The sequence below is a fragment of the Enterococcus sp. AZ140 genome, from assembly GCF_051714405.1.
GTDB lineage: Bacteria > Bacillota > Bacilli > Lactobacillales > Enterococcaceae > Enterococcus_B > Enterococcus_B pernyi.
The window spans coordinates 350,276-374,575 of the sequence record NZ_JBIORU010000001.1 but is presented as its reverse complement, the minus strand read 5'-3'; the positions used below and the strand labels follow the sequence as shown (position 1 = coordinate 374,575).

Below are 24,300 nucleotides of genomic sequence, written 5' to 3'. Positions count from 1 at the left end.
TTTGACTATACGCTCAAATTTAAAAAAAATTTTTTTAATAACATATCTTTATATTTCTTACTTTGAAGACAAAAAAAATAAAGTCTGATTATTCTGTATTTTTAGCTCAAAAAAACGAACGTTGTGACTAAACTTCCTACTAAGAATGGTTCAATTTATTGATTATAACGTTTAAGTCACGAACAAAAAAAAGAAATCAAATGTACTTATTCGTTGAAAAATAGTCATATTTGTTTTTTCTATTTGGTTCTTTTTATCAATCAGTTCCCAATTTTTTTAATTAAAACAGATACAATAACAAAAATAAGTAAATTTAGCATTTTGTTTGCTAAGAAAGATTGGGTGATAGATGCGTATCTACAAAAAACATGGCATAATAGCTAAGTGCTTGTGCATGACTATACAAATAGGGAGGATTCCCCATGATTGAACATTATCTTGAGAAAAATCTCTTACGCCAACTCTTTCTTTGTGGACAGTTTTATGTAAATAAGGAAGTCGATCTTCCAACGACAGCTACTTTGTTACATGTTTGTCAAACCACTCTGTTGAATGATATCAAATCATTAAGTAGAGAATTGAGCGACCAAATCATTTATCAATCAAAAGAAAAAGAAACCTATTCTTTATACTTCGCACCAACAACTTCTCGCTTCCAATTGATGCAACGACTCTCTCGGCCGTCTTTATTTTTAAAAACTTGCCTTCTTTACTTAGAGGATGAACCAGATTATATCCAATTGACCGAACTCGAATTTGTTTCAGTCAGCAAAGCTTATGCATTGAAGAAACAAGTGTTAGACTACTTTCAAGCATGCGATATCGCCATTGAACATCATTCCCCTCACTTTACTGACATCGAAAGACGCTTGGTTTTGCTAAATGTGAGCTATCGGACAGGCACATTGCCTGACCTCTCTCTTCCTTGCTCCTTTGATGTCCAAGCGCAAGAGTTTATTCAAGCAGTCACTAAAAAAAGTGGGCGAATCTATGATCGGGATACCCAAGAGATTTTGCAAACAGGCTTTCTGATCAGTCTGTTCTATCAAAAAGATGCCCCGCTATCAATCGATCCATCATTCATCGATGAAATCAAAAAGAGACCGATTTATCATTTCGTTCTTGCTGCTTGGGAAGAAAGTCCGTTTAAGCAATTTTTTCAACCAAATGAATTTTATTTTATTCTGATACTCTTCAATCTATGTGATTATGGATTTGATTCTTATGAAGCAATCGAAGAGGATTTTGCCCAATTGCATCAGGTCTTTATTGAAAATAATCCAGAGACAAAACAATTGATCCAACGATTTGAACAACATTTTGACCATCCTTTTCTTGGAAACAAAGCTTTTGAGCGTGCTTTGATACGTATTTTGCGTTCTGCTTGGAAAAACTATCAATTGTTCTTACCTGAAAAATTTCATTTATTGACCGATGAACAACGAGAGTTATTTGAAGAAGTAAAACGGATCGTTAGCGATTGGAGCCATGCACTTCCTTATCAATTAAAGATCAATCCAAATTGTCTGCGGTCATTCGTTATTGAATTGACTGGTATTTTACGCTTAGATAAACAAAAATTAACTGTGCGGATCGTGACCAACTCAGATATCAAATACTTGATTTATCGCGAAGCTTTAGAGGCCGTTACGACATGTGACATTTCCGTTGAGCCAATGATTTATAAACAATTAAGTAAAGAAGCTCTCGATTTTGTGGCAGCCTCTTCTAACCGGCTGTTGTGTGAACGTACACTCTACACCCCTGTTGCCTTGTCCATGGAACATGTTATTCCAATCTCAGTCGAAACAGTGGAACAAGCGATTATACTGCTTGTAAAAAATAGTTCATGAGGGAGGCATACTTTCGTAATAGTAACTCTTGCACACATTTATTCTGTCGTATAAAGCGTGTGAAAAACTAGACAGTTCCATAAAAAAGCTAGAAAACCAAAAATTCATCCTACAAGATTTTGGTTTTTCTAGCTTTTTTATAATCGTTACTTTCTGAAAAACTATTTATCCAATTTTAAGAGACGTGATCACTAATATCATTTGCCCATTCTGCCTATGATGATTATGCAAACTTAGACATCCGCTGGACCGATTTCTTTATTCAAGAAGTAAGAGATGATCGTACGAATCACGACTAATGCGGCCAACTGAAAAATGTCTTGTAATGTCGGTTTGATGATCGACTCGATGATCCCAGCAGAAATCAATATCTCTAAACTCAACAAGATATACCCACCCAGCATTTTTTTGATTCCGTTATTTTGATGAATCCTTTCATTTTGTTTGAATGACGGGTTCAAGGAATCTTTCAAAAAATCTTTGATTGAAAGAAAGCCACCCCATAATAAGACCACAATGGCAAAAATATCTAAAATCAAGACCAACCATTCAAGGTATGGATAAAGAAGTGTCATCCAACTGATTTCCATCAAACTTCCCTTCTTTCATGCGATACATGACTCGCGATTTCTAAATTTAAGAAATAAGAGATGATCGTGCGAATGATAATGATCAATGCTAATTTTAAAATGTCTGTCCAAGTTGGTTTAATGACAGATTCAATGAGATCTGCCACGATCAGTACTTCTAAACTCAACAAAATATAACTAGCTAGTAACTTTCGAATATCCGCATTCCGCCGATTACGCGTCGCATAATCTTTGATCAATGGACGTTCCATTATCAAATTTTTTAAAACTAAAAAAATACCAACCAACAAGACTAAAATCGAGAAAATATTCAAAATCGCAGTCACCCATTCCAACAAATGGACCAACGTTTCACTAAACATCTTTACACCCCACTTTTTCTTCTACTCCTATCCTACTAAGAGTACGGAGTTTCGTCCAGTTTGAGCAAATATTACCGATCAAAACATGATGTTTCTTTTTAACTATGCGGTAACATATGCATATTTTTTTTCGATTCGTATATGATATGTACGTTCATGAAAATGATATAATATAGATACTTATTCATGTATTTCAAGGATATTTTTAGTAAGTTCTATTTCTTTACGGTCTTGTTCTCTCATCACTTCCTTTGTATCAATTATCAATGTTGTACCTTCTTTCGTATAGCTCAAAATATCCCCCTCATATAACCCAAGTTCCTTTGGTAAAATGCTACCGACAATGTTCGCAATTTTTCTCACCTTTAAACTCTTCATCTTTTCCACACCTTTCTGATTCACATGAATTAAAACGCGTTATAACTCATTCCCAAATTTTTTTACTTCTCTTTGTTAAGAATTTATTACAAAATACACTAAAAAACAGACACTTCCTCGGAACTGTCAAAAATTCTGGTCACTCACTTACCCTATCATTTGGCTTATTTTTCTAAACGCTCTATGCTTTGAAGTAGAAATAGTTCACAAACCAAAAGGAGGTTTTTTTATGAGCAAGAAATGGTTGAAAGTAGGCATTGGCTTAGGACTAGTTGCTATAGGTGCTGTTTATCTTGGCAAAAAAACAGGCTTACTAGAAGATGATAGTCATCTTTATGATGAATTTGAATCAATCTAGAAAAATCGCTTTGAAAATGAATTGGTAAATATTGGAGGAACGCATGATGCAAAAAAAGAAAGCAATTATGATTGGTGCAGGAATCGCGAATATGGCAGCAGCTGTTTATTTGATCCAAGAAGGCAAATGGCGTGGAGATCAAATCACTTTCTACTCCTTAGATGACCATGGATCAAATGATGGCGCTCCTGTGGACACAGTTACTGATGAATATTGGAACAAAAATCACCCCTTAGAAAATCAAAAAGGCTACGTTGCACGTGGTGGACGTATGCTGAATTACCGTACGTATGTCGATTTGATGGATCTACTCAGTCGTATCCCTTCTGCCACAGAACCGGGCATGACAGCCGAAGAAGATACACGAGATTTCGATGCCAAACATCCGACATTTGATAAAGCTCGTTTGTTGGAAGGTGGCAAGGGAATCGTTGATGGCGGTAAATTGGGCTTCAACAATAAAGATCGCGTATTATTAACGAAACTAATCGCCATGCCTGATTCAGAAGAAGAAAAATTAGATAATGTGACGATCGCTGAGTATTTCAAAGATGATCCTCATTTCTTTGAAACAAACTTCTGGTTTATGTGGGAAACGACTTTTGCTTTTCGAACACGTAGTTCTGCACAAGAATTACGTCGCTATATGCACCAAATGATTTATGAGTTTACTCAAATCGAGCATTTAGTTGGGGTCAATCGGACACGCTATAATCAATACGAAAGCATCATGTTGCCACTGATCAATTATTTGAAAGAACAAGGTTGTAAAATCATTTTGAATCGTCGTGTCGTTGACTGGGAATTCAAAGAAACAGCGATGCAAGATGAAATCACTGTGACTGGCTTGAATATGATCAATACAAAAACACAAGAAGAAGAACATGTCGTCGTTGATGGAGATACTGGCGTATTATTTACAAATGGTTCGATCACTGATTCGGCAACACTTGGCGACTACGAAACACCCGCAGAGGAAAATATGGATTACGGTGCTGCTTCTAGTTTGTGGAAAAAAGCCAGTGAAAAATTCTACAATTTAGGTAATCCAGATAAATTTTTCGCAGATCGTGACGCAAGTGAATGGGTCAGCTTTACGTTGACAACGAAAAATCATGTGTTGCTAAACGAGATCACACGTATCACGACACAAGAACCAGGGAATGCGTTGAATTCATTTATTTCAACAACACCGATTACCCCACTTGGTCAAAAAGATGTCAATATGTCGATCGTCGTGCATCACCAACCGCATTTCACTTCACAAAAACCGAATGAAACAGTGATTTGGGGCTACTTCTTATATCCAAGACGTCGTGGTGAATTTGTCGACAAAGAGTATATCAAAATGAACGGAAAAGAAATGTTGGAAGAATTGCTTGGTCAGCTTTCAAAAGTTGATCCTGGTCCAGTAAACATTCGCGAAAAAGAAACCGAAATCTACGATAGCGTCATCAATAATATTCCGGTTTACATGCCATATGCTTCTGCCTTATTTAACAATCGTGCGAAAAGTGATCGACCAAAAGTCATTCCTAAACATTCAACAAACCTTGCCTTTACTGGTGAGTTCGTGGAACAGCCTTATCAAATGATCTTTACCGAACAAAGTGCTGTTCGTTCAGGAGAAATTGCGGCATTCCATTTTGCAGGTATTCCAATGTCACGTTTGGTGAAAACACCACGTTATGACAAAGATATCCCTACGTTGATGCGTGCAGCGAAAAAAATGTTTGATTGAGGTTCACTAAAGGAGTCCACTTTTCTGTGCGACTTCAGTCCTAAAACAAAAGTCCTCCACCTATGGAAATAGGCGGAAGACTTTTGTTTTTTCGCTATTTTTGATTTTGTCCGACAGTTCTTTTTTTGTTTTCTCTTTTTGCAAGGAGCCATGCGAAGCCGCCCACAACAATCTCACTTCCCCCGATCAATAAAACACTCAGGGTAAAGTTAGTGAGATATGTTCGCATCAAGCCTTGAAGTGACTCCATTTGCTCATCCGTCTGCAAAATCTGCGCATAGTATAAAGTTGTGGCAAATGCTAGACTGATCAGTCCAGCGCCCATCAGACTACACGCAAATTTTTTGATACGTGAACGGATAGAGCCTGGATTGAAATAAATGAATCCTGCTAAGATCAATAGGCTCACACTCACAATGCCCCAAGCATAGTGAAGTACCTGGTGGCTCAGGTCATTGATTCCTCGAATAAAAAGATGCAGATAACTTGGTTGGACACTTCGTTCAAAGATCCCGCCGATCATATGTAAAGCGAGTTCTTCTCCCGCAATCCCTTCTTCAATATTGATCTCATGTTCTGTTTTATATGTATGGATCGTCTCTTTGATATGTTCTTCCAACTCCGTTGCTTGGATCAAGCTTGGTTGCTTGTCACGATAAGTTTCTTTGACAAAATGCTCGATATTCTTTTTGACTAATTCCTCAGATATACTGTCGGCAAGCACCTCTGGAGTGACTCTTGCTTCTTGGTGATAGCTCTGGACACGACCATTGATCTCTTTCGTTACCTTTTGTATGTAGTTTGCTTGTTTGATTTGTTCATTCATAAATCCTTCATTTGCTAAAGTCGTATAAAAAAGTCCGCCAATCGACAAAAAAAAGAGCCAGACTGTACACACAACTCCTATAATTATTTTGATTAATCGACTATTTCTCATTTCTCTCCTTTCCTAGGTCAGCACAAAAAATTGTTCTTTTACGTTTTATTTTGTTGAAAATCAACTACTATAATTATAACTTTCAGTCAATAAAACTACAACTTCCTTTTTTCGTCAAAAGTTATTTTACTGTTTTAAACTAAAACTAAAAGCGCGTTTCATTGTGAAAAAAAGTAACATTCCCTTAGAATGAGTTTATAAATAACTATCGTTAGTTTTATTAACGAAAACAGGAGAGGAGCACTACGATGAAAGCAGTCACTTGGCAAGGAAAGCAAAAAATGGAAATTAGAAATGTTGATGATCCAAAAATTTTAGCACCAACCGATGCAATCATCCGTATCACTGCAACAGCGATTTGTGGATCTGATCTCCATCTTTATCACCATGGGGAATCCGTTATGGAAAAAGGCTATGTCGTTGGACATGAACCTATGGGGATTGTTGAAGAAGTTGGTTCTGAAGTGAAGAAGTTGAAAAAAGGACAACGTGTCGTTATTCCTTTTAATATTAGTTGTGGCCATTGCCATTTTTGTGCAAACCATATGGAAAGTCAGTGTGATAATTCCAATCAGGAAGAATTATACGGCGGATTATTCGGTTTTGGTAAATTGAACGGAAATCACTGGGGTGGTCAAGCAGAATATCTTCGGGTACCTTTCGCCGACTCTACGTCATTTATCGTTCCAGATAATGATTTACCTGATGAAAAAGTTTTATTTTTATCTGATATTTTACCAACCGCTTATTGGAGCGTTGCAAATGCAGGGGTTAAAAAAGATGATACAGTCGTCGTCTTAGGTTCAGGTCCTGTTGGTTTATTTGCACAAAAATTTGCTGTAATGGCAGGAGCAAAACGTGTCATTGCGGTCGATCCAGTCAAACACCGATTAGACAAAGCAGTCCGCTATAATCAAATCGAAACCTATCTATTAGACGACGTGAACCAAGCCGGAGATGATTTATATGAGTTAGCTCGTGGCGGTGCAGATGTCATCATTGATTGTGTCGGAATGGATGGCTTAGAGCCAACAAAAGAAAAAGCTAAAAATTTAGTTAGCTTACAAAGTGGAACGATCTCACCTATCCAAATGGCTGCTAAAGCGGTGAAAAAATTTGGGACAGTGCAAATCACTGGTGTTTATATGACACCTGCTTCTTCCTATCCACTTCAAGAATTCTTTATGCGCAATATTGACGTCAAACATGGGCAAGCACCAGTTGTCCATTTGATGCCAAAAATTTATGACATGATTGCAGAAGGAATGTTTGATCCAACTCAAATCATCACTCATTCGATGCCGTTAGAAGAAGCGGCTCGAGCATACGAGATTTTTGATAAAAAAGAAGACAAAAATATCAAAGTTGTTTTGAAACCGTAGAAATAAAAACTAGTTAGGTGATTTTATATGCCAAGAATCAAACGAAATACCCATGATGTCGAGATTGGCAAAGAAGAAGATATTGAGATCCGCGGACGGCGTTTTCGCTTGTATTTCCAAAATCGTTACACATTGATTTCTTTAGCGGTTGATTTACTCACAGGGATTTTTTATGTCTTAGGGAGTATTGCTTTGCTCACGAAAATCCCTGATTATTACAGTAATTACTTGTATTTAGCAGGCGCCATCTTCTTGACCACTCGCCCCATCTTACGTATCGTGCGAAATGTCTTTATTTACGATGAAAAGAAACAACGAAGAGAACAAGCGAAAAAAGAGAAGCATGAGATTTGATTCAACATCTCATGCTTCTCTTTATGTTGTTGTAGTGATTTGATACAACCGGGCAGTTGTTCCACTTTCTTCCTTGACCATAGTTAAAAATGACCAATCATATCGTTCATAAAAAGAGGTGTGGTCTGTCATCAAATAAAGTTTTTTGAACCCTAATCGATGCATCTCTTCTCTGGTTTGTTCTAATATCCATTTTGCTAATCCCTGATTCCGATGCTCCGGTTCAACATATAAAGCGCAAAGATTAGGTGCTGAATCTGGGCGGTCATGGAAGTCATTTTCGATGACACCTGCTCCTCCAACGATTGCACCTTTTGCATCGAGAATGACATACCATTGAGGAATACTTTCCTTCTCGATGATTCCAGTACGTATACTTTCCGCATAAACCTCAGCAGGAATGCCCCACTTTGAGGAAAACCAACTTGCGGTTTCTTCCAGTAATTCTGGGTGTTCATTTAATTTGATCCATTGATACATATTCAATTTTGCAACCTCCAGTCATTCTATACGCAGTGTCAAATTAGACCACGAAGTACTTTTATCTGTTGGTTGGATTTTTGCTTCTTTTTCTAACCTAAGCTAGAATAGAAATCAAAGGAGTGAGCGAGATGATTGCACACAAAAGAGACGAGCTCCATGTTGTTTAGTGGTATAAAATAATGACATGGAGGAAACAATTATGACAAATATTTACGATGATCAACAATTTTTTGACCAATACAAAGAAATGCCTCGTAGCAAAAATGGCTTACAAGGTGCCGGAGAATGGCCCACGCTTGCAACTATCTTCCCCAATCTCCATGGACAAACAGTCCTTGATCTTGGATGTGGCTATGGGTGGCACTGTCGTTACGCTGCTTCGCAAGGGGCAAAAAAAATCATTGGTGTCGATTTGTCTGAGAAGATGCTAGAAGAAGCTAGAGTTCGAACAAACGATACCACGATCAGTTATATGCAAGACGATATTTCAACGATCCGGTTTGCCAAAGACTCATTTGATTTCGTGTTCAGTTCTTTAGCGATCCATTATGTAGAAAATTGGGAACAACTCGTCCAGCATGTCCATCACTTTCTAAAACCAAATGGTCAATTTCTTTTTTCAGTTGAACATCCTATTTTTACAGCAGATGGTCGACAAGACTGGATTTATACAGACGATGGTCAGATCATGCACTTTCCAGTTAATCATTATTTTGACGAAGGGGAGCGTGACACAAACTTCCTAGGATCTTCTGTAAAAAAATATCATCGAACGATTACAACTTATCTTGAGACATTATTGTCTAATGGCTTTCAAATCAACCATGTGCTTGAACCAATGCCACCGTCACATATGTTAGATATGCCTGGTATGAAAGACGAATTAAGACGTCCGATGATGTTGATTATTTCTGTGACAAAGAGGTAGAGGCGAATCATCGATCCAAACATTCTTAGTCCATCTGCACAAATTTTATTAAGCGTCTGGAAATAGGTTGCCCCTATTTCCAGACCTTTTTCATCGACTAGAAAATGATGGATGTCCCTTCAAGCTTTCAATCACTTTCTATCACTGAGTTTTTGATTTCTTCTTGTTTCTTTTTAGCGAATTTAGCTAGTACCAATTCATAAGAAATCAAAATCATTTTCTCGATTTCCTCGTCTGACAATTCATCTTTGCCTAACATGATCGAATTCCAATGTTTCTTATTGGCATAGTAACCAGGTATAATGATCTCAGGGTACATCGTTCGTAATTCCTCGTTTTTTTCTGGAAAATGTTTTAACGTGATCAATGCTTTTTCATTCGCTTCTGGACTCATCATCCCAAACTGTTTACCATCCAAATCAAAATAAAGCGTTTCCCAATCTTCACGAAAATATACCCTAGCTCCTGGAAGTGTGTTCCCATATGCTTGGAATCGTTCGATCCTTTTTTGAATATCTGTTGTATTCATACGCTATCCTCCTATTCAAATAAAATGCTTACAAAAACTATACGTTGCTTTCTAAAAAATAGCAATGATAACAGTAGTAACAAAAAAAACGGAAAGCAATCACTTGCTCTCCGTTTTTTATTTCTTACGCGTTCAATGCATCTTTTTTCATTTCTTGGATCGTTGCTACTTTAACAAATGGTAGATAGATCAGAATTGAAATCAGTAAGTTGACCGCAGATAACACTGCGCCTGAAAGACTGTTTGTTGCTAAAAATCCGCCGATCACTGGTGGTGTTACCCATGGTGGCATTACTGTAGCTGCTGGTACAAGTCCTGTTGATGTCGCAAAGTACGCAACAGTTACTAAAACCATTGGTGTTAAAATAAATGGAATAAACATCACTGGATTCAAAACGATTGGTAGACCAAACATTGTTGGTTCGTTGATATTGAATACTCCTGGTGCAATCGATAAGTTCGTTACGACCATATAAGGTTTGTTTCTACGTCCTACTAAATAGATCGCAATCAGTAATCCTAGTGTCGCACCTGTACCACCTAAATTGACAAAGCTATCAAAGAAAGGTTTGTTGACGATAAATGGTGCACTTTGACCGTTAGCAATCGCTTCGACGTTTGCTTGGATCGCCGGCGCATTGATGGTTTGCATCAATGGATCGACCATGTTTGCTCCATGTAATCCGAAGAACCAAAGGAACGGTGTAATAAATGCAAGCAATAATGCAGATGGGTAAGAGTTAGCAAGACCCATAAATGGTTCTTGAACCACTGTGTAGAATGCTCCGACAATATCAGCAACACCGAATGCTGCAAAAATTGCAGCGATTAGTGCAAAAAATGAGATCGTGATCATTGCTGGTAATAATGACGCAAATGCTTTTGCTACTGCTGGTGGCACTCCGTCTGGCATTTTGATGATCAATTTTTCATTTCCACTTAAACGAACAAAAATCTCTGTTGAAATAATTCCGACAATAATTGCAATAAATAATCCGTTTGAGCTCATACCTAAAGCGCCGCCTAGTGCGAAGAATGAACCTAATGAGATCACTCCGGCAGATACGCCATCTTTACGGTAACCGTTTGCTAAATGATAAGCTAATAAGAACGCAATCAAAACAGAAAGAATCGCAAACGTTCCGTTCCAAGCAGCCGCACCGAATCCTTTCCATGCTTCACCACCAAAAATCGAATTCATCAATTCTTGGAATCCAGGGATCGGCAAGTTATTGATCATTACAGCTAAAGCGCCTAAGATCATTAATGGCATACTGACCATAAAAGCGTCACGAATGGCCACTAAATGGCGTTGCGCACCGATTTTTGATGCGACTGGTATAAAGTGTTTCTCCATAAATGCTACAAAGCTATCCATATCTTTTCCTCTTTTCTCCTTTAAAAAACTTTTATTTAAGCCTCTATACGACGGTATAGATCAATGATTTCTTTTGCTAAATCTGTGAACGCGATCGATGTCATCAAATGATCTTGACTATGAACGGTCAACAAAGTAACTTCCATGTGTTCCCCTTGCGCTTCTTGTGTTAATAATCCTGTTTGCGAATGATGTGCTTGGACCAATGATTCTTCTGCATCTTTGATTTTTGCATCTGCTAATTCAAAGTCACCTTTTTTCGCAGCAGCAATCGCTTCCATTGCATCGCTTTTTGCGTTGCCGCCGAACATGATCAAGCCCATGATCGCTTCTAAATTTTTTTGATCTTCCATTTTCTTCCCTCTTTTTCCTGTTTTTATTTATTGATCAATGATTCTGCTTGTTCCAATACTTTTGCCCCGTTCATCATGCCATAGTCTTGCATGTTGATAACATCTAACGGAATCCCTTTTGGTGCTAGTTTTTCAGCAAATTGACTTTGCATGAAACGTACTTGTGGCCCTAATAATAAAACGTCTATATTTTTTGATTCTAGTTGGTTATCAGCTTCTGATGCTGAAACTGCAAAGATATCCGCTTCTACGCCTTTTTCTTCTGCTGCTTTTTGCATTTTTGTCACTAATAAACTTGTACTCATTCCTGCAGAGCAGACAAGCATGATTGTTCTTTTTTCCATTGTGAACACTTCCTTTTCTTCTTCTTACACTTTTATATAATGCAAGTATCGTGCCAACTTTGAAATCGCTTTATCAAGTTGGTATAAAAGGGTTTTCATGTTGTTTTTTTATCAAGCACACTCTAATTTTCGTATCGCACACTATTTTTAGTGTGCAAAAAGAGAGAACAGAGTACAAAAAACACCAAGTAAAAAGTATGGCTACTCCTCACTTGGTGGATTTCAATGATTGTTTGCTAGAAAAATCAACAAGTAGTTACTTCGTTGATTTATTTTTTGATTCAATCGTATCGATTCTTTTCATAAATTTCAATTCTTGTAATACTTCTATAGAAGTAACACGTTTCTTAGCCAAGACTTCTAATTTTTGTCGTTTGTAAGCCCATACGTTTTTATCGAATCCTGTCACCTCTTCAACCTCCAAACTTTTTTTTGCTGAACTAATCCAACATCCCTCTCATGTTTCCTTGTACTTTCGTTTATCTCTTCATTCAGCAGAGCCATCGAATGGCGCCATGCTTCGATATTCCTTGTTCGAAAATCTTCGAATTCATGCAGCCTCTGTTTCAACTCGTTCTTCAAACAATGGATGCTTTCTTTTTCAATAGACAGTGCTTCTTTTGCTTGGGTGGTTTGAATCGTATCCGTTAACTTTTCAGTCTGTTTGGTCGGGGAAGACTTTTCTAACACATTTATCTTAGTCATTTTTTCTTTTAATATAGAAGAAACGGTCGCATTGGCTTGGATCAAATTGATCAATTCTGTTGTTTTCTTTGTATTCTCACGGGTTAGCTCTTGAATCCTATGATTCATTGCTTCCTGTTCTCCCTTTAGTTTTTCCAACAAAGAGTCAACTTCTGCTTTATTATATCCTCCGACTAAGTTCGTGGTGAAAGTAGGGGAAGTCGAAAGGTGGTCTGAACTATTCACTGCCATCACTAACCGTTTGTTTGACTGCATTTATCCAGTTTTGCCATTTCCCCTCAGACAAATTATTGATGGCACGTTGATATTCTGAAATGATTTGCAAGCGAACGTTATTCGCTTCCCTTTCCAACTGCATGATTTCTTTGGTCCTTTTTTCTTTTTCATTTTCTAGCTTCGTCATCTGTTCTTCATAATAAGTGTTCGCTTCACTGACTTTTCCATTTACTTCAGCTAATAAATTATAGGCTTCGGCTTTGATATTATTCCCTTCGATTTTTGCTTCTTTGAGAATATTTTCTTGTTCAGCCCTTGCTTCTCCCACCAGACGTCTGGCTTCTAATTCAGCATTTTCTTCAATTTTCAACGCTGCATCTTGCGCAATGATCAAGGCATTTTCAAAACTTCTTTTTTTGGCATGCACGTCTCTTTCATCTTTACTTGCTTCATTCAATTTAGCGTTTAATTCTTTGATCTCAGCCAAGTAATCACTTTTTTCTTTTTCAAATACTTTTACTAAATTCTCTTTTTGATTTTCAGCAAGTGTCATTTTTTTCTCTAATTCTGTGTTGGTCTCTTTCATCGCATCATAATCATTTGCTGCGTGTGTCAAAAAATCATCTACATCTTGCTTTTTGTACCCCGCGAGAGAAACCGTGGGGAAAGTGATCTTCCTTAATTGCTCTGCATTAAAGTTCATAGGTTCCTCCTTTTCATAGTCGCATGATTTCAAGCGGATCGATTAAAAATCGTTGTTCCATACTGGCATCTGTCGATAACTCGAAATGCAAATGTGGTCCTGTAGAATTTCCCGTCGAACCCACAAAACCGATTACTTCCCCTTTTTGAACCACTTGCCCTGGCTCAACAACATTGACACTTTGATGCGCATACAATGTAAATAATCCGTTCTCATGACGTATCGAAATGACATTTCCCCACGAAGCGTGATATTCGGATTTTATAACTGTCCCTGCTTCACTGGCAAAGATCGGCGCTCCGGCATTGGCAGCTAAATCGATCCCCCGATGGAACTCTGCGCCCCTCATACCGTAGTGACTCGTAATCGTAAAGTGTTCCAACGGGTTGATAAATCCGTTTTCGCCCATCATTAGTTCATCGATTTCAATATCAAACTTTTCCAAGTCATAGACATCGATCAACGCATCTAATTTTTGGTAATAGGACGTGTCTGTGGCATATCTGCCCGTTAGAAACCTTGTAGCATCTTGATAGGAAGAAGTATTCGAACGCCAGACACCTGAATAGAAATCAGCATCGTGCGTTAATCCCTCTCGTAATAATTTGGCGTAATCTAAAAAGCTCTCTTCATAGGATTCATAAGATTTGAAACGTGCACTGATCGTGTATAAGTTTCCTGTCCCATCATCTTCTTGTGTTAAAAATTCCACCGAATCTTCCTCGGTGTAAGCTTTTATTCCAAAGAGATTATAATGAGGAGATGAACTTAATTGACTACTTCCACTACCCGATTCTAAAATGGCTTGAGCGATCATCACAGACGCATATAGATCGTTGCTTAAAGCAACTTTTCTAGCCCCCGGCGCAATTTCTTGAATAAAAGCTTCCGTAGTCGTATTGGTAGAAAAACCTCTAAAAAAGGTACTACTCTGTTCGGTTCGGGCAGTCGGTCCTTTGGTTTCCGTTACACTTTCTCCCGTTTCAGTTGGCACCGCCTCAATAGGTACCGCTTCTAAAGATGATTCAGATGTAGACCTCCATGCTTCCCCCTCGGGTTCCGTTTGAATCGGAACTGACCCAACATCATTTATGCCAGAGCCCTCACTAACATTGGTTTCTGATCCTGTCGGTGGAGGCGTTGTTGGCGTCTCAGGTGTTATTGTTGGCGGTCTTGGTATTGGCGGCTTGGGTGTTTCTGGTACAGATGGTTGCGGGTAGGTCTCTGGTGCCGGTTGATGTGGCATCTCTGGGACAGGTGAAGGAGGAATCACTTCAAGATCTTCTTTAGATACCTCTCCCTCCTCTTCCGCTTCAAGTAGATCACTATCTGAGTTCGTGGTCGTTTCTGACAAGACCATCTCATCGATTGACGGACTAGGGGTCTCTTCTATTTCAAGCGTATTCGTGATGATTTGATCAGCAGAAGCAATACTATGACTAAAACTACTTGCTACCGTGCCAAGGACCATCAATGCCCCTGCAATCTTTCTTTTGTAAACATTACGCTTTGTGATACTCGTACTCCTAATAATTATTTTCTTGCCATTTTTATATAAGATTTTTTCCTTTTCCATAAAAATTACCCCTTTTACTAAATCATTGATTTTCAGCGATCCTATTTATCTCCTACATACAAGCAGCTGATAGCTTAATTATCCTTACCCTAAACTGTAATAGCTCTACGGTGACAGAGAGTTTCATATATGACACTCTTCTACGATTTATGAGGTACGATTTAAGAATTTTTTGTACAAATTTTCACAGAAAGCAGAATGATGCATTAATTCTTAAAATTTTCTTAACTTGAAAACTGGTCGATTCATTCATAAGCAAATAACTTTATCACTACATCAAAAAAATTTACACTTAAGATAATTAAATATTATTTTTTAATAACATTAACAAAATGTTAAATGTTATCTAAAAATAAATTTAAAAACAAATTTACCTTATCATTATAATATTTATATATAAAATAATTAGAGGGATATTTATCCTCCGAATAAAAACATAACTTATTTTAAAAATTAAATAACATTTTTAATTAAAAAGATAAAAGAAAGGGTGAATCCGGTGATCAACAATGTAAACACGCCTCTTGCTTTGGGGGAATTATTGAATGATATTAGAAAAGAAAAAAAGATTTCCACAAAAACGATTTTTGCTACAGGCATCACAAGACCTACTTATTATCGCTTTGTTCGCGGAGAAGGCGAAATCAGTCTGACCAATTTTCTAAAAATCATTGACATTCTTGGAATCGAATTAACGGAATTTGAAGAAGTCATCCCTTTGATCAAACAAGGTTCTAAAATTCTAGAAAACCAGTTGGCTGAAGCCCTTGCTACGTTTGATTATCTTGAGATTGCAAAAATAAAAACGCAAGCGTTAGACCAATTTGTTAAAACCGATGGTTTAGGTTATCAATATGTATATTGGCGCGCTGGTCTAATCCACAGCAAGTTCATTGGCGATTGTCAAGAATACGAAACATTGATCCAACAAGTAAAAACTTATTTAAATGGGATTGATCTATGGACAAACATCGAACTTAAACTTTTTTCTTCAATTACGGAAACGCTTAATTTTGAAGAATATGATTATTTTTTTAAACGCTTTTTATACCGCAGAACGAATCATGAAGAAGTATTAGACCCCTTAGTCTTGGATCTATTGTATTTTGGGTATTACGAAACAGCCTTAGATTCTTGTCGTAAAAGCAATGTCACTATTGCAACGACATTTATTTTGAAGCGAACACCTCACCGTTTCAATTATCGCTTTCGGATTTGGCGATTATTCTTGTATGCCGCAAAACTAACACTTAACGGAGAATTTGAACGAGGAAAAAAAAAATATACCCGATTACAAAAAATCATTGCCTATGTCTTTAGAGACGAACAAAAAGGTGTATTCGAAATCAAAACACTCCATACCTTATGGGAAAAAGTGGAGGTCATTGCACAAATGTCCGAGTAATTTCGATCAACTATTCAATCAGACTACGCTTTCTATAGCCATTAGTCTGATTGTTTTTTTCATCTACTTAGAAGCTAAATTTGCTCACTTTTTTTCAGTAAATCCGATGTTTCATTGACACGAATATTTTATTTAGTACACTCATTTAGCAAAATCCAGTTAACTGTTTTATCATTATAAATTCACCTTATTTTAATGATAAAAGTATCATTTATGAAACTTTTGATTTGGAAATCATTTTCATCCTCTACTCTTGAGCTATGTATGTAACCAAGCGTACATGTTCAATCACTCAGTAAATCTAACGTACGCATACATTTGGACATGTATTACTTGATAGTTGAGGAGGGAGAAAATGAAGAAGAAATCCATAATAAAGACATTATCGAAATTAGTATTTGCTACGACACTTTTATCAATCGGTCTACCTTCTATTGACCATTCATTGCGACTAACTCATGCACCAATCGCCTTAGCTGAAACAGTTGATAACGCAATTGCTAATGAAACATCTAGGCGAAGCTTAACGATTTGGAAGTATGCGATCACTGACTTCAGCGAGTTAGAACCACGAGGAGATGGTACTATCACCAACCCAGATAGAGAGTTGATACCAGGAATCAATTTCAAAGTGGAACGGGTGAGAAAATTACCAAGTGGTAGCTCTTTAACTGATCCAAAACAACAACAATTGGGTACCGATTACGAAATCGACCCCACTTTCAACGCCCAGACGATTACAACTGACACAAGCGGAAAAGCAACGCTTGACTTAGGCATTGGTCGAGCCAATGATGGCATCTATTTAGTTACTGAATTACCTGATGAACGTACAGGCGCAAATTTAGCTGCAACCGATGGAAAAAAAATCGAAACAGCGGTTTATCCTTTCTTTGTGCATATTCCGCAAACCAGTCGTACCGATCTATCTTCATTGATCTATGATGTACAAGTTGAACCAAAGAATATTTTAGAAGATTTATTGCATCCTGACAAAACAATCAATGATGAAAAAGGCGATTCTGTTCAAGCTGGGCAAACCTTTCGATGGGAGCTAACTACCAATATCCCTGCTGGTCTCTGGCAAATCGCCAGTCAAACTGGGACGATCGACATTTTAGATGCTGCCGGACAGGCGGTGGACACTGTTGAAATGGTCGCTGGCCAACCCATTGTTTATCGAGATTCTAGCGGACTATTACAACCAAATTTCTCAATGGTAGACGAACTAAATAGTGATTTAACCTATATTCCAGATAGCGCAAAAATGCAAGTGAGACAAGCTGGTGGTGAATGGACAGACTTGGCGCCTGCCGATTATACGGTCTCATTTGATGCTGAGACAAATAGACTGACAACTACTTTGACAGAAGCTGGTCTCATCAAAGCTGGATCAGTCGCAAATGGCTATACCGATATCCGTACGATGCTTACTACGCATGTTCCAGAATATTGGAACAATATTGTTGAAAATACCTTTACCGTCAATCATCAACTTCCAGGCCAACGACCAAAAAGTACGACACCACCAGAAACGACGAACCCGAAATACTATACTGGTGGCTTTGATATCGAGAAAATTTCAGAAAATAGCGGGACTGGTTTAGCTGGCGCTGAATTCAAAATTGCCATCTCGGAAAGTAATGCGAACAATAAAATTTTCATTGCTAGTAATGGAAATAGCTATGCAGAAGATGCCAATTTACCATCAGGGGTCACTTTCTTAACTTCGACTTCTGATGCAAATGGCCACGCTACTTTTGATGGATTAGCTTTAGATTGGACAGATGCCAATAATAATAACTATGTCGAAAACAGCGAAGTCGCACGCGATTATTGGGTAGTGGAAACCCAAGCGCCTACAGGCTATGAATTATTGAAGGCCGCCCAAAGAGTAACTGTCGATTTAACGACCGCAGATGATGCATCGATTGAGCTGAGAGTCACTAACAAACCGCAAACAAGCTTGCCTTTTACTGGCGGTATAGGAAGAAATCTGATCATCGCGATTGCACTTGCAGCCATCATTGTTGGTACAACAGTTGTCGTTATCCAGAAAAAGCGAAAACAGACGTAAGTCCAGAGTGAAAGGAGACTGCAATGAATACTAGATTTTCTAGACTCAAAGTAAAACCTCCTATTCTAATAGTGATTGGTTTAGCGATTATCCTTGGTATAATCGCTAAAGTCGTTATTGTAGGTGGTCCTCTTCGAGCCAAAGAAGAAGCAAATTTAGTCGAAGTCATTAATAGCGATCAGACATATTTGACCAAAGATACACAAATTTCTGACGACCCGGCAATGGTCACGATCAGAAGTAGCGAAAATCGTTTACTCGTTCTTCCATCTAGTACGGATTATACAATCACTACCTTAAATGAGGAACAGGAGCAAACCATCCCGATCTATACCACCGAAGATTTTGTTCAAGAAGAGGAGCTGGCTCGTCTAGGCATTGGTCTAGAAACGACAGAAACAACTACCACCTCAACTACCGAGACCATGGCCGATTCCCTTGTTACTATGGTTGAACCGGCAGAAGTAAGTGATGTGATTGGTGTGACATCCGACGAGACCTCGGAACAAGCGACTATTTACTTACGTTTAGTCAAAGATCAGCCAGTCACTCTCGTTTTTCGAGAACCAATGAAAGATATGAGTATCGTATTAACGGATGTCTATTCTCAACAATATCAAACGCTATTTCAATGGTTAATTTCATCTGATGTAACAGTAGAAGAAACTGCTGAATCCATCACTGAAGAAACGACACTTTCTTCTGAAAAAGCAGACTACGAGGAGCAAACAGAACAAACTGAAAGACAAGAGGAAGCCAGCGACACCACACTTCCTCCATTTGAGGAAGCCATCGCTGAGGACAATGTCTTAGTGGTTGAAACGAAAGAAACCGATTTAACAATGGAAGAACTTCTTGAAGAAGAGTTTCCTGCGGAAGATTCCATCATTACCCCTAAGTTATTGACCGAAGAACTCCACACAATGGAAGAACTAGCAAGTAGTCCCATCACGATTAAAGATGCGAAGTTAACGATGGCAACTGGAACAGATAGTTTTGATTCCCATGATGCACCTGGGTATGATAGTTCTCCGGATAATAATATCGTCCGTTCCAACGATCAAATCTTATACCGACTTGGTTTTTCTATCCAAACATTGGCGACTGATCATTATACGAATATCCGCTATCGTGTCGTTAGCACATTGCCTAACGCGACTACCTTGATCAATGATGCGCCGTTTATTAATGGAGAAATTGCCAATGGGACTTATGCAGACAGCGGCGTTGGTGATGGTTCGAAACTCTCTGAAGGAATCATGGAATCAACGATTGGCGCATCTGGACAAGTATTTGTTCCTATCGTTATCAATGTGTTTGGGGCAAAGCAAGGTACAGTCATACAACCAACTTTCAAATTACAGATTATTGATGCAGTGAATGTCGATACAGGCGAAACCGAAACCTTTAATCAAACGTATACAAAAGAACATCTTTCCGAATTGAATGTGCCTGAAACAACGGTTTCTTCCAAACCGTCAATCACTGCTCAACTTGTTCGTGGCGAACAAACAACCTATCAAATCTATGATCCTAATGCAACAAATACAGATTTGGTTTACAACATTGGTTTAGTCATCAATTTGGAGCGTTTACCAGAAAGAATTACCGGAGATCTACGTGGCTCCGCCTACCCAGAAGGCCCGATTTCCTTTGATCTTGTCCAAGAAGTCACTAGTGTTTCAGGCGACACGGTTACACCAGTTAGTAAGGATGAATATGATGCTGCACAAACACGTTTTTATTCGGTTACCCATACGGATCGGTCAGAAGCAAATTGGCAAGCAACTACCGCCGGAAGTCCATATACGGCGACCTTTGATCCAACACGCCTCATCTATCCAATCCAAATCCCCAATGGAGATACGGAAGCCCTTTACTTTTCTGAACCTTCTGGCGATCGAACGGCAATTGGGGTATACAATTCAGGAAATGTGTCAATCGAATTAGGATCTTACAAAGAAACTTGGGAAATCTCAAATTATACTGGCTCAAAAAATCCTTACACATATACTACATCAGGGACTACTTTTTCAAACGATACATTTATCAGTACAGAATTTATTTTCAATTGGGATGACGCGAAATTACATGCATTAGGAGAGGCGAATGCTTGGGAGTATTATACTTTACACTTAAGTATCCCTACTATTAGCTATGATGGACAAGTGTCAGAAAATAATACCACATTGAATTTCAGTAACTACGCTCCACCTTCAGGACCCATGACAGGTGGTCCGAATATCGTTGATTTGGGGGAACCTGACCCCGATACAGGGAGAAGAACGGTAGCAACAAATCAAGATATGGGTTATAGCATTTGGAGTTATAATATTGGACAACCAGTACTGATGAGAGGACAAGAAACCTACTTAGGAGGATGGTTCATTAGTGAATACCATCCTCCTAACTCCACTACCGAACAGATCTTCCAATGGAATACGAATGGTTTTGAATATGATGATACTAGGCAACCTTATACTCAACGATATGAACCAGATTACTCTAATCGTCATTATTTGTCTTATGGTGTTCGCAATAATGGAAATGCTATGCCGAACCTTACCCATTCAAATTTAGATGCTGTAGCTGCTCAATACACTTGGTACGAAACGTCACAGGAAGCACAGGCTGCTGGAACAATCAGTGCCGCACGCTTTAGCTACTATATAAATGAAGGATTATTTTCTACTTGGAATGGGATTCCAGTGAGAGTTATTGGTCAGCCAGGTCCTTTCGATGAAGAAAACAATCCCTATGTTCATTTATCTATATTTGGAATAAAAAATAGTGCAGGAACCGTGGTCAAACAAAGTGTACCAGACAATATTACATTTATACCAGCGACTTGGGAAGCGGATGGTAGCGATATTCTATCACCATATAATACCTCACTAAATGCTTATGCTCCTTTTGTAGGAACTAATGCATTTATATTGAACTTTGGTATTGATACAAATACAGAAGTAAGCAAGTCTCTGTATCAAACAGAAGAGAAGATCGATATTAAAGTCAGAGGATTACTTACTGGTGCCGAAGAAACTTCGTATGATAGCGCCCTGAATACCACCTTACCAAGAGGGATCCATTATCTGTTCGGCTCGTCTAAAGATGCCCACAACAATCCGTTACCTGATCCCGTGATCACCACAAACGAAGATGGCACAACAACGTTACGTTGGGTCTTTCCCAATTCTTCTCTGGCTACCGGTACCGAGGTTAATTTCCAAGCAATGAGTGATATCTCAGAATTGACATTTAACAATATGGGATTAACGTCCCCCCTTGTTATCCAAACAGTTGGAGAAATGTGGACATCTGATACACCAGATATTTTTGATATCCGTACTGAAGAAACTCGTTCTTCGCAAGATCAATTTATTACTGAATTATCCCAAAAACTAGTAATTACTAAAACAGTGGATAAGACAGTAATCGAAACAGGAAATCAAGAAATGAATCCTTTGACCGAAGCGGATGCTGATACTTCATTCACTTATTCGATCACTTCTGCTAACAGTGCCTTACAGCCAGCTCAAGATTTTCGTCTGATGGATATCTTACCGTATAACGGTGATTCTCGTGGCTCTTCTTTCCATGGCACGCTAAAAGTTCTTTCAGTAGATGTCGACACAGAAGGATATACGATGTATTACACCACCGAACCAATAGAAGATGAGACGAACCCAAATGAGATCGATCTTGCTACATGGACGGAATACACACCCGGTTCGACACCTGACGAAGAAATCAAATATGCCACAGGTTTTATGATCACCAAACCAACTGTTCCGATTGGTGAATCGGTCACTCTCTCCATCACCGTCCAACCAGTTGACCAATTACCGGGTGACCAATATCGAAATACCGCCCATATGAATGCGCAAATCGACTTACCGGTCCATTCACAAGAAACCATTACCCGAGTATATGGCAGAGAGTTGAGCGGATTCGTATGGTTAGACGAAGATCGCGATGGTCTAGCCGATGATGGCGAGGAAAAGCTAGCAAATATTCCTGTCAAACTCTATCGAACAAGCCTGACTCACCCAAGCGAAGTAGCCGATCAGTTGGTCGAGCATAACTTGAAAGGAACATCATTTGTTGACAGCAACGGAAATTCCACACTAAAAACAGATGCAAATGGTCATTACAGTTTTAATTATCTACCAGAAGGAACCTATGTAGTAGAATTCCAAATCGGCGATCAAATCGAACGAAAAGAAGTTGCAGTAACGATACCAATGGTTGGTGAAGATCCTTCCATCAACTCAAAAGCAAATCAAACCACCTTCCGAACCAATGAGTATATCGCTGAACCTTTAGCCAATTTACCGGGAATGATCACGACAGATGATTCTATCTATCATATTCCTTATTTGAATCTAGGGCTTGTCAGTACACTTGGAGAGATTTATTTGTATAAGTTAGAAGCAGGTACCACTGTAGATGATGATCAGGATGATCAACCAGATATCAATGACGAAAATCAATTGATTGGAGGAAATAAACTGGCTGGCGCTGAGTTTGTCCTTCAAGACAAAGAAACAGGTGTGCTCATCGAAACGAAGACAACTGATGCGAATGGGCGTATTCATTTTGAAGAAGTTCCTTTCGGTACGTATGAGTTGATTGAAACAACAGCACCTGATGGTTATGAATTATTGAAACAAAAAATCGAGGTCACATTGGATGAAAACAACACGATCGTTCACCTCTTTGCCGAAGATGAACGGATCACTGAATTACCCTTTGCCGGGAACAGTTCGATCATGCAACGGGTCCTCATCGCAGCTGCTAGTTTATCCCTGATTGGTTTAATCGGATTAGGTACAAAATACCAATTGGAGGAAATGAAGCGAAAAAAAATAGGAGGAAATAACGATGAATCCAAGAAAAGCTGATTGCTCCATTTTATGTATTCGCCTCCTGTTGGTTCTACTATTCCTCTTTGGTGGTTCAAACGGAAAATGGTCTACTTCTGTGGTATATGCAGAAGAAGCCTTCCAATTAACCATTGTAAAATATAAGCTTTCAGAGCAGGATCTTGATAATCACCTACTTCCTTCTGAACCAACTGGCTCCTTAGAAACGGGGTTAACTAACGAACAGGGAAAGGCATTGACCCCCTTCCCTGGGATTCGTTATCAAATCAAGAAGGTCACACCGAGTAATGATGCCAGTGATCCTTTTACGGAAATCCCAAGTTTTGAACCGATCGAAATCGTTACGGGTTCAAACGGGCAAGCGACTATTCCATTGACTGAAGGACTCTATGAAGTCACCGAACTTGCAAACGATGCTTTGTCTTCCCCAGCTGAGCCAGTCGTTGTCCAATTACCAGCAATCACTGCCGATGGCACTCGTTTAGATCAGTTGTTTATTTATCCAAAATCAAGCGTGGTCGTCTCTCCTACAGAAGGAGCTACTCCAAGATCGACTACACCGAAACAAGGGCAAGCAACTACAAAAAGGATTCCACAAACAAGTGGGAATCTCGGTTCACTTTTTCCGGTTTATTTTACACTGGCATTGATCATCTTACTAGGAATCGTCACAATCGTGAATTTTAAACCAAAAGGGAAAAAAAAGCCTTAAACAGTCTAGAACCAATTGTTTCTAACCTAAGAAGTAAGAAGAAATTCACA

The 24,300-nt window shown here is 38.6% G+C and carries 23 protein-coding genes; 10 read left to right on the top strand and 13 right to left on the bottom strand.

Going from position 1 to position 24,300, the window contains the following annotated elements:
• Nucleotides 1-422: 422 nt before the first annotated feature.
• Nucleotides 423-1,853: a DNA-binding protein gene (locus tag IGJ39_RS01815; RefSeq protein ID WP_438764149.1), complete on the top strand. Its 1,431-nt coding sequence runs from the start codon at nucleotides 423-425 to the stop codon at nucleotides 1,851-1,853.
• A 233-nt stretch (nucleotides 1,854-2,086) separates the two neighbouring features.
• Here IGJ39_RS01815 and IGJ39_RS01810 read toward each other — a convergent pair whose 3' ends face one another.
• The 3 genes from IGJ39_RS01810 to IGJ39_RS01800 form a co-directional block, all read right to left on the bottom strand.
• Nucleotides 2,087-2,443, bottom strand: a complete 357-nt coding sequence (locus IGJ39_RS01810) for a DUF1622 domain-containing protein (protein WP_019724648.1) — start codon at nucleotides 2,441-2,443, stop codon at nucleotides 2,087-2,089.
• On the bottom strand, nucleotides 2,443-2,805 hold the full coding sequence (locus tag IGJ39_RS01805) for a DUF1622 domain-containing protein (RefSeq protein ID WP_065096878.1): 363 nt from the start codon (nucleotides 2,803-2,805) through the stop codon (nucleotides 2,443-2,445). The genes IGJ39_RS01810 and IGJ39_RS01805 overlap by 1 nt, the downstream gene beginning before the upstream one ends.
• A gap of 180 nt (nucleotides 2,806-2,985) precedes the next feature.
• Nucleotides 2,986-3,183: a hypothetical protein gene (locus tag IGJ39_RS01800; RefSeq protein WP_019724380.1), complete on the bottom strand. Its 198-nt coding sequence runs from the start codon at nucleotides 3,181-3,183 to the stop codon at nucleotides 2,986-2,988.
• 229 nt (nucleotides 3,184-3,412) lie between these two features.
• Here IGJ39_RS01800 and IGJ39_RS01795 point away from each other — a divergent pair, with 229 nt between their 5' ends.
• Together IGJ39_RS01795 and IGJ39_RS01790 are read left to right on the top strand one after the other, a co-directional pair.
• The gene (locus IGJ39_RS01795; RefSeq protein ID WP_019724379.1) at nucleotides 3,413-3,541 is read left to right on the top strand and encodes a hypothetical protein; all 129 of its coding nucleotides are present in this window, start codon (nucleotides 3,413-3,415) and stop codon (nucleotides 3,539-3,541) included.
• Between the two features lie 46 nt (nucleotides 3,542-3,587).
• Entirely contained in the window at nucleotides 3,588-5,282 is a 1,695-nt protein-coding gene (locus IGJ39_RS01790) for an oleate hydratase (RefSeq protein WP_019724378.1), read from the top strand.
• Nucleotides 5,283-5,376: 94 nt separating this feature from the next.
• On the opposite strand, the gene IGJ39_RS01785 is transcribed toward IGJ39_RS01790, so the two are convergent.
• Entirely contained in the window at nucleotides 5,377-6,180 is an 804-nt protein-coding gene (locus IGJ39_RS01785; RefSeq protein ID WP_130029245.1) for a hypothetical protein, read from the bottom strand.
• Nucleotides 6,181-6,467: 287 nt separating this feature from the next.
• Between IGJ39_RS01785 and IGJ39_RS01780 the strand changes: the two genes are divergently transcribed.
• Entirely contained in the window at nucleotides 6,468-7,601 is a 1,134-nt protein-coding gene (locus IGJ39_RS01780) for an alcohol dehydrogenase catalytic domain-containing protein (RefSeq protein WP_019723244.1), read from the top strand.
• 27 nt (nucleotides 7,602-7,628) lie between these two features.
• Nucleotides 7,629-7,955 carry a YrhK family protein gene (locus tag IGJ39_RS01775; protein WP_010736481.1) on the top strand — a complete coding sequence of 109 codons (327 nt, stop codon included), beginning with the start codon at nucleotides 7,629-7,631 and terminating at the stop codon, nucleotides 7,953-7,955.
• 21 nt (nucleotides 7,956-7,976) lie between these two features.
• Here the strand turns inward: IGJ39_RS01775 and IGJ39_RS01770 are convergent, their stop codons facing one another.
• The gene (locus IGJ39_RS01770) at nucleotides 7,977-8,435 is read right to left on the bottom strand and encodes a GNAT family N-acetyltransferase (protein WP_192807060.1); all 459 of its coding nucleotides are present in this window, start codon (nucleotides 8,433-8,435) and stop codon (nucleotides 7,977-7,979) included.
• 202 nt (nucleotides 8,436-8,637) lie between these two features.
• Between IGJ39_RS01770 and IGJ39_RS01765 the strand changes: the two genes are divergently transcribed.
• Nucleotides 8,638-9,366: a class I SAM-dependent methyltransferase gene (locus IGJ39_RS01765; protein ID WP_019723246.1), complete on the top strand. Its 729-nt coding sequence runs from the start codon at nucleotides 8,638-8,640 to the stop codon at nucleotides 9,364-9,366.
• Between the two features lie 127 nt (nucleotides 9,367-9,493).
• Here IGJ39_RS01765 and IGJ39_RS01760 read toward each other — a convergent pair whose 3' ends face one another.
• From IGJ39_RS01760 to IGJ39_RS01725, 8 genes are all read right to left on the bottom strand, one after another.
• Nucleotides 9,494-9,895: an MmcQ/YjbR family DNA-binding protein gene (locus tag IGJ39_RS01760; RefSeq protein ID WP_019723247.1), complete on the bottom strand. Its 402-nt coding sequence runs from the start codon at nucleotides 9,893-9,895 to the stop codon at nucleotides 9,494-9,496.
• 124 nt (nucleotides 9,896-10,019) lie between these two features.
• Complete coding sequence (locus IGJ39_RS01755) at nucleotides 10,020-11,273, bottom strand: PTS sugar transporter subunit IIC (RefSeq protein WP_019723248.1); 1,254 nt, start codon at nucleotides 11,271-11,273, stop codon at nucleotides 10,020-10,022.
• A gap of 35 nt (nucleotides 11,274-11,308) precedes the next feature.
• Nucleotides 11,309-11,626, bottom strand: a complete 318-nt coding sequence (locus tag IGJ39_RS01750) for a PTS lactose/cellobiose transporter subunit IIA (RefSeq protein ID WP_019723249.1) — start codon at nucleotides 11,624-11,626, stop codon at nucleotides 11,309-11,311.
• Nucleotides 11,627-11,649: 23 nt separating this feature from the next.
• Entirely contained in the window at nucleotides 11,650-11,970 is a 321-nt protein-coding gene (locus tag IGJ39_RS01745) for a PTS sugar transporter subunit IIB (protein WP_019723250.1), read from the bottom strand.
• 256 nt (nucleotides 11,971-12,226) lie between these two features.
• On the bottom strand, nucleotides 12,227-12,379 hold the full coding sequence (locus IGJ39_RS01740) for a hypothetical protein (RefSeq protein ID WP_019723251.1): 153 nt from the start codon (nucleotides 12,377-12,379) through the stop codon (nucleotides 12,227-12,229).
• Nucleotides 12,376-12,906 carry a hypothetical protein gene (locus tag IGJ39_RS01735; RefSeq protein ID WP_141566836.1) on the bottom strand — a complete coding sequence of 177 codons (531 nt, stop codon included), beginning with the start codon at nucleotides 12,904-12,906 and terminating at the stop codon, nucleotides 12,376-12,378. Before IGJ39_RS01735 ends, IGJ39_RS01740 begins: the two co-directional genes overlap by 4 nt.
• On the bottom strand, nucleotides 12,893-13,594 hold the full coding sequence (locus IGJ39_RS01730; protein WP_019723253.1) for a DivIVA domain-containing protein: 702 nt from the start codon (nucleotides 13,592-13,594) through the stop codon (nucleotides 12,893-12,895). Before IGJ39_RS01730 ends, IGJ39_RS01735 begins: the two co-directional genes overlap by 14 nt.
• A 13-nt stretch (nucleotides 13,595-13,607) precedes the next feature.
• Nucleotides 13,608-15,170, bottom strand: a complete 1,563-nt coding sequence (locus IGJ39_RS01725; protein WP_019723254.1) for a peptidoglycan DD-metalloendopeptidase family protein — start codon at nucleotides 15,168-15,170, stop codon at nucleotides 13,608-13,610.
• 499 nt (nucleotides 15,171-15,669) lie between these two features.
• Here IGJ39_RS01725 and IGJ39_RS01720 point away from each other — a divergent pair, with 499 nt between their 5' ends.
• From IGJ39_RS01720 to IGJ39_RS01705, 4 genes are all read left to right on the top strand, one after another.
• A complete protein-coding gene (locus tag IGJ39_RS01720; RefSeq protein ID WP_438764148.1) occupies nucleotides 15,670-16,575 on the top strand; it encodes a helix-turn-helix domain-containing protein in 906 nt (301 codons plus the stop codon).
• Between the two features lie 355 nt (nucleotides 16,576-16,930).
• Nucleotides 16,931-18,652 (top strand): SpaH/EbpB family LPXTG-anchored major pilin, encoded by a 1,722-nt coding sequence (locus tag IGJ39_RS01715; protein WP_438764147.1) that lies wholly within the window; start codon nucleotides 16,931-16,933, stop codon nucleotides 18,650-18,652.
• A 23-nt stretch (nucleotides 18,653-18,675) separates the two neighbouring features.
• A complete protein-coding gene (locus IGJ39_RS01710; protein ID WP_438764146.1) occupies nucleotides 18,676-23,556 on the top strand; it encodes a SpaA isopeptide-forming pilin-related protein in 4,881 nt (1,626 codons plus the stop codon).
• On the top strand, nucleotides 23,537-24,250 hold the full coding sequence (locus IGJ39_RS01705) for a pilin N-terminal domain-containing protein (protein ID WP_019722904.1): 714 nt from the start codon (nucleotides 23,537-23,539) through the stop codon (nucleotides 24,248-24,250). The genes IGJ39_RS01710 and IGJ39_RS01705 overlap by 20 nt, the downstream gene beginning before the upstream one ends.
• The last annotated feature ends 50 nt before the right edge of the window (nucleotides 24,251-24,300 follow it).

What these genes read in the sequence shown, in the direction of transcription:
- IGJ39_RS01815 (WP_438764149.1), top strand. Translation starts at nt 423, where the DNA reads ATGATTGAACATTATCTTGAGAAAAATCTCTTACGCCAACTCTTTCTT.
- IGJ39_RS01810 (WP_019724648.1), bottom strand. Translation starts at nt 2,443, where the DNA reads ATGGAAATCAGTTGGATGACACTTCTTTATCCATACCTTGAATGGTTG.
- IGJ39_RS01805 (WP_065096878.1), bottom strand. Translation starts at nt 2,805, where the DNA reads ATGTTTAGTGAAACGTTGGTCCATTTGTTGGAATGGGTGACTGCGATT.
- IGJ39_RS01800 (WP_019724380.1), bottom strand. Translation starts at nt 3,183, where the DNA reads ATGAAGAGTTTAAAGGTGAGAAAAATTGCGAACATTGTCGGTAGCATT.
- IGJ39_RS01795 (WP_019724379.1), top strand. Translation starts at nt 3,413, where the DNA reads ATGAGCAAGAAATGGTTGAAAGTAGGCATTGGCTTAGGACTAGTTGCT.
- IGJ39_RS01790 (WP_019724378.1), top strand. Translation starts at nt 3,588, where the DNA reads ATGCAAAAAAAGAAAGCAATTATGATTGGTGCAGGAATCGCGAATATG.
- IGJ39_RS01780 (WP_019723244.1), top strand. Translation starts at nt 6,468, where the DNA reads ATGAAAGCAGTCACTTGGCAAGGAAAGCAAAAAATGGAAATTAGAAAT.
- IGJ39_RS01775 (WP_010736481.1), top strand. Translation starts at nt 7,629, where the DNA reads ATGCCAAGAATCAAACGAAATACCCATGATGTCGAGATTGGCAAAGAA.
- IGJ39_RS01770 (WP_192807060.1), bottom strand. Translation starts at nt 8,435, where the DNA reads ATGTATCAATGGATCAAATTAAATGAACACCCAGAATTACTGGAAGAA.
- IGJ39_RS01765 (WP_019723246.1), top strand. Translation starts at nt 8,638, where the DNA reads ATGACAAATATTTACGATGATCAACAATTTTTTGACCAATACAAAGAA.
- IGJ39_RS01760 (WP_019723247.1), bottom strand. Translation starts at nt 9,895, where the DNA reads ATGAATACAACAGATATTCAAAAAAGGATCGAACGATTCCAAGCATAT.
- IGJ39_RS01755 (WP_019723248.1), bottom strand. Translation starts at nt 11,273, where the DNA reads ATGGATAGCTTTGTAGCATTTATGGAGAAACACTTTATACCAGTCGCA.
- IGJ39_RS01750 (WP_019723249.1), bottom strand. Translation starts at nt 11,626, where the DNA reads ATGGAAGATCAAAAAAATTTAGAAGCGATCATGGGCTTGATCATGTTC.
- IGJ39_RS01745 (WP_019723250.1), bottom strand. Translation starts at nt 11,970, where the DNA reads ATGGAAAAAAGAACAATCATGCTTGTCTGCTCTGCAGGAATGAGTACA.
- IGJ39_RS01735 (WP_141566836.1), bottom strand. Translation starts at nt 12,906, where the DNA reads ATGGCAGTGAATAGTTCAGACCACCTTTCGACTTCCCCTACTTTCACC.
- IGJ39_RS01730 (WP_019723253.1), bottom strand. Translation starts at nt 13,594, where the DNA reads ATGAACTTTAATGCAGAGCAATTAAGGAAGATCACTTTCCCCACGGTT.
- IGJ39_RS01725 (WP_019723254.1), bottom strand. Translation starts at nt 15,170, where the DNA reads ATGGAAAAGGAAAAAATCTTATATAAAAATGGCAAGAAAATAATTATT.
- IGJ39_RS01715 (WP_438764147.1), top strand. Translation starts at nt 16,931, where the DNA reads ATGAAGAAGAAATCCATAATAAAGACATTATCGAAATTAGTATTTGCT.
- IGJ39_RS01710 (WP_438764146.1), top strand. Translation starts at nt 18,676, where the DNA reads ATGAATACTAGATTTTCTAGACTCAAAGTAAAACCTCCTATTCTAATA.
- IGJ39_RS01705 (WP_019722904.1), top strand. Translation starts at nt 23,537, where the DNA reads ATGAATCCAAGAAAAGCTGATTGCTCCATTTTATGTATTCGCCTCCTG.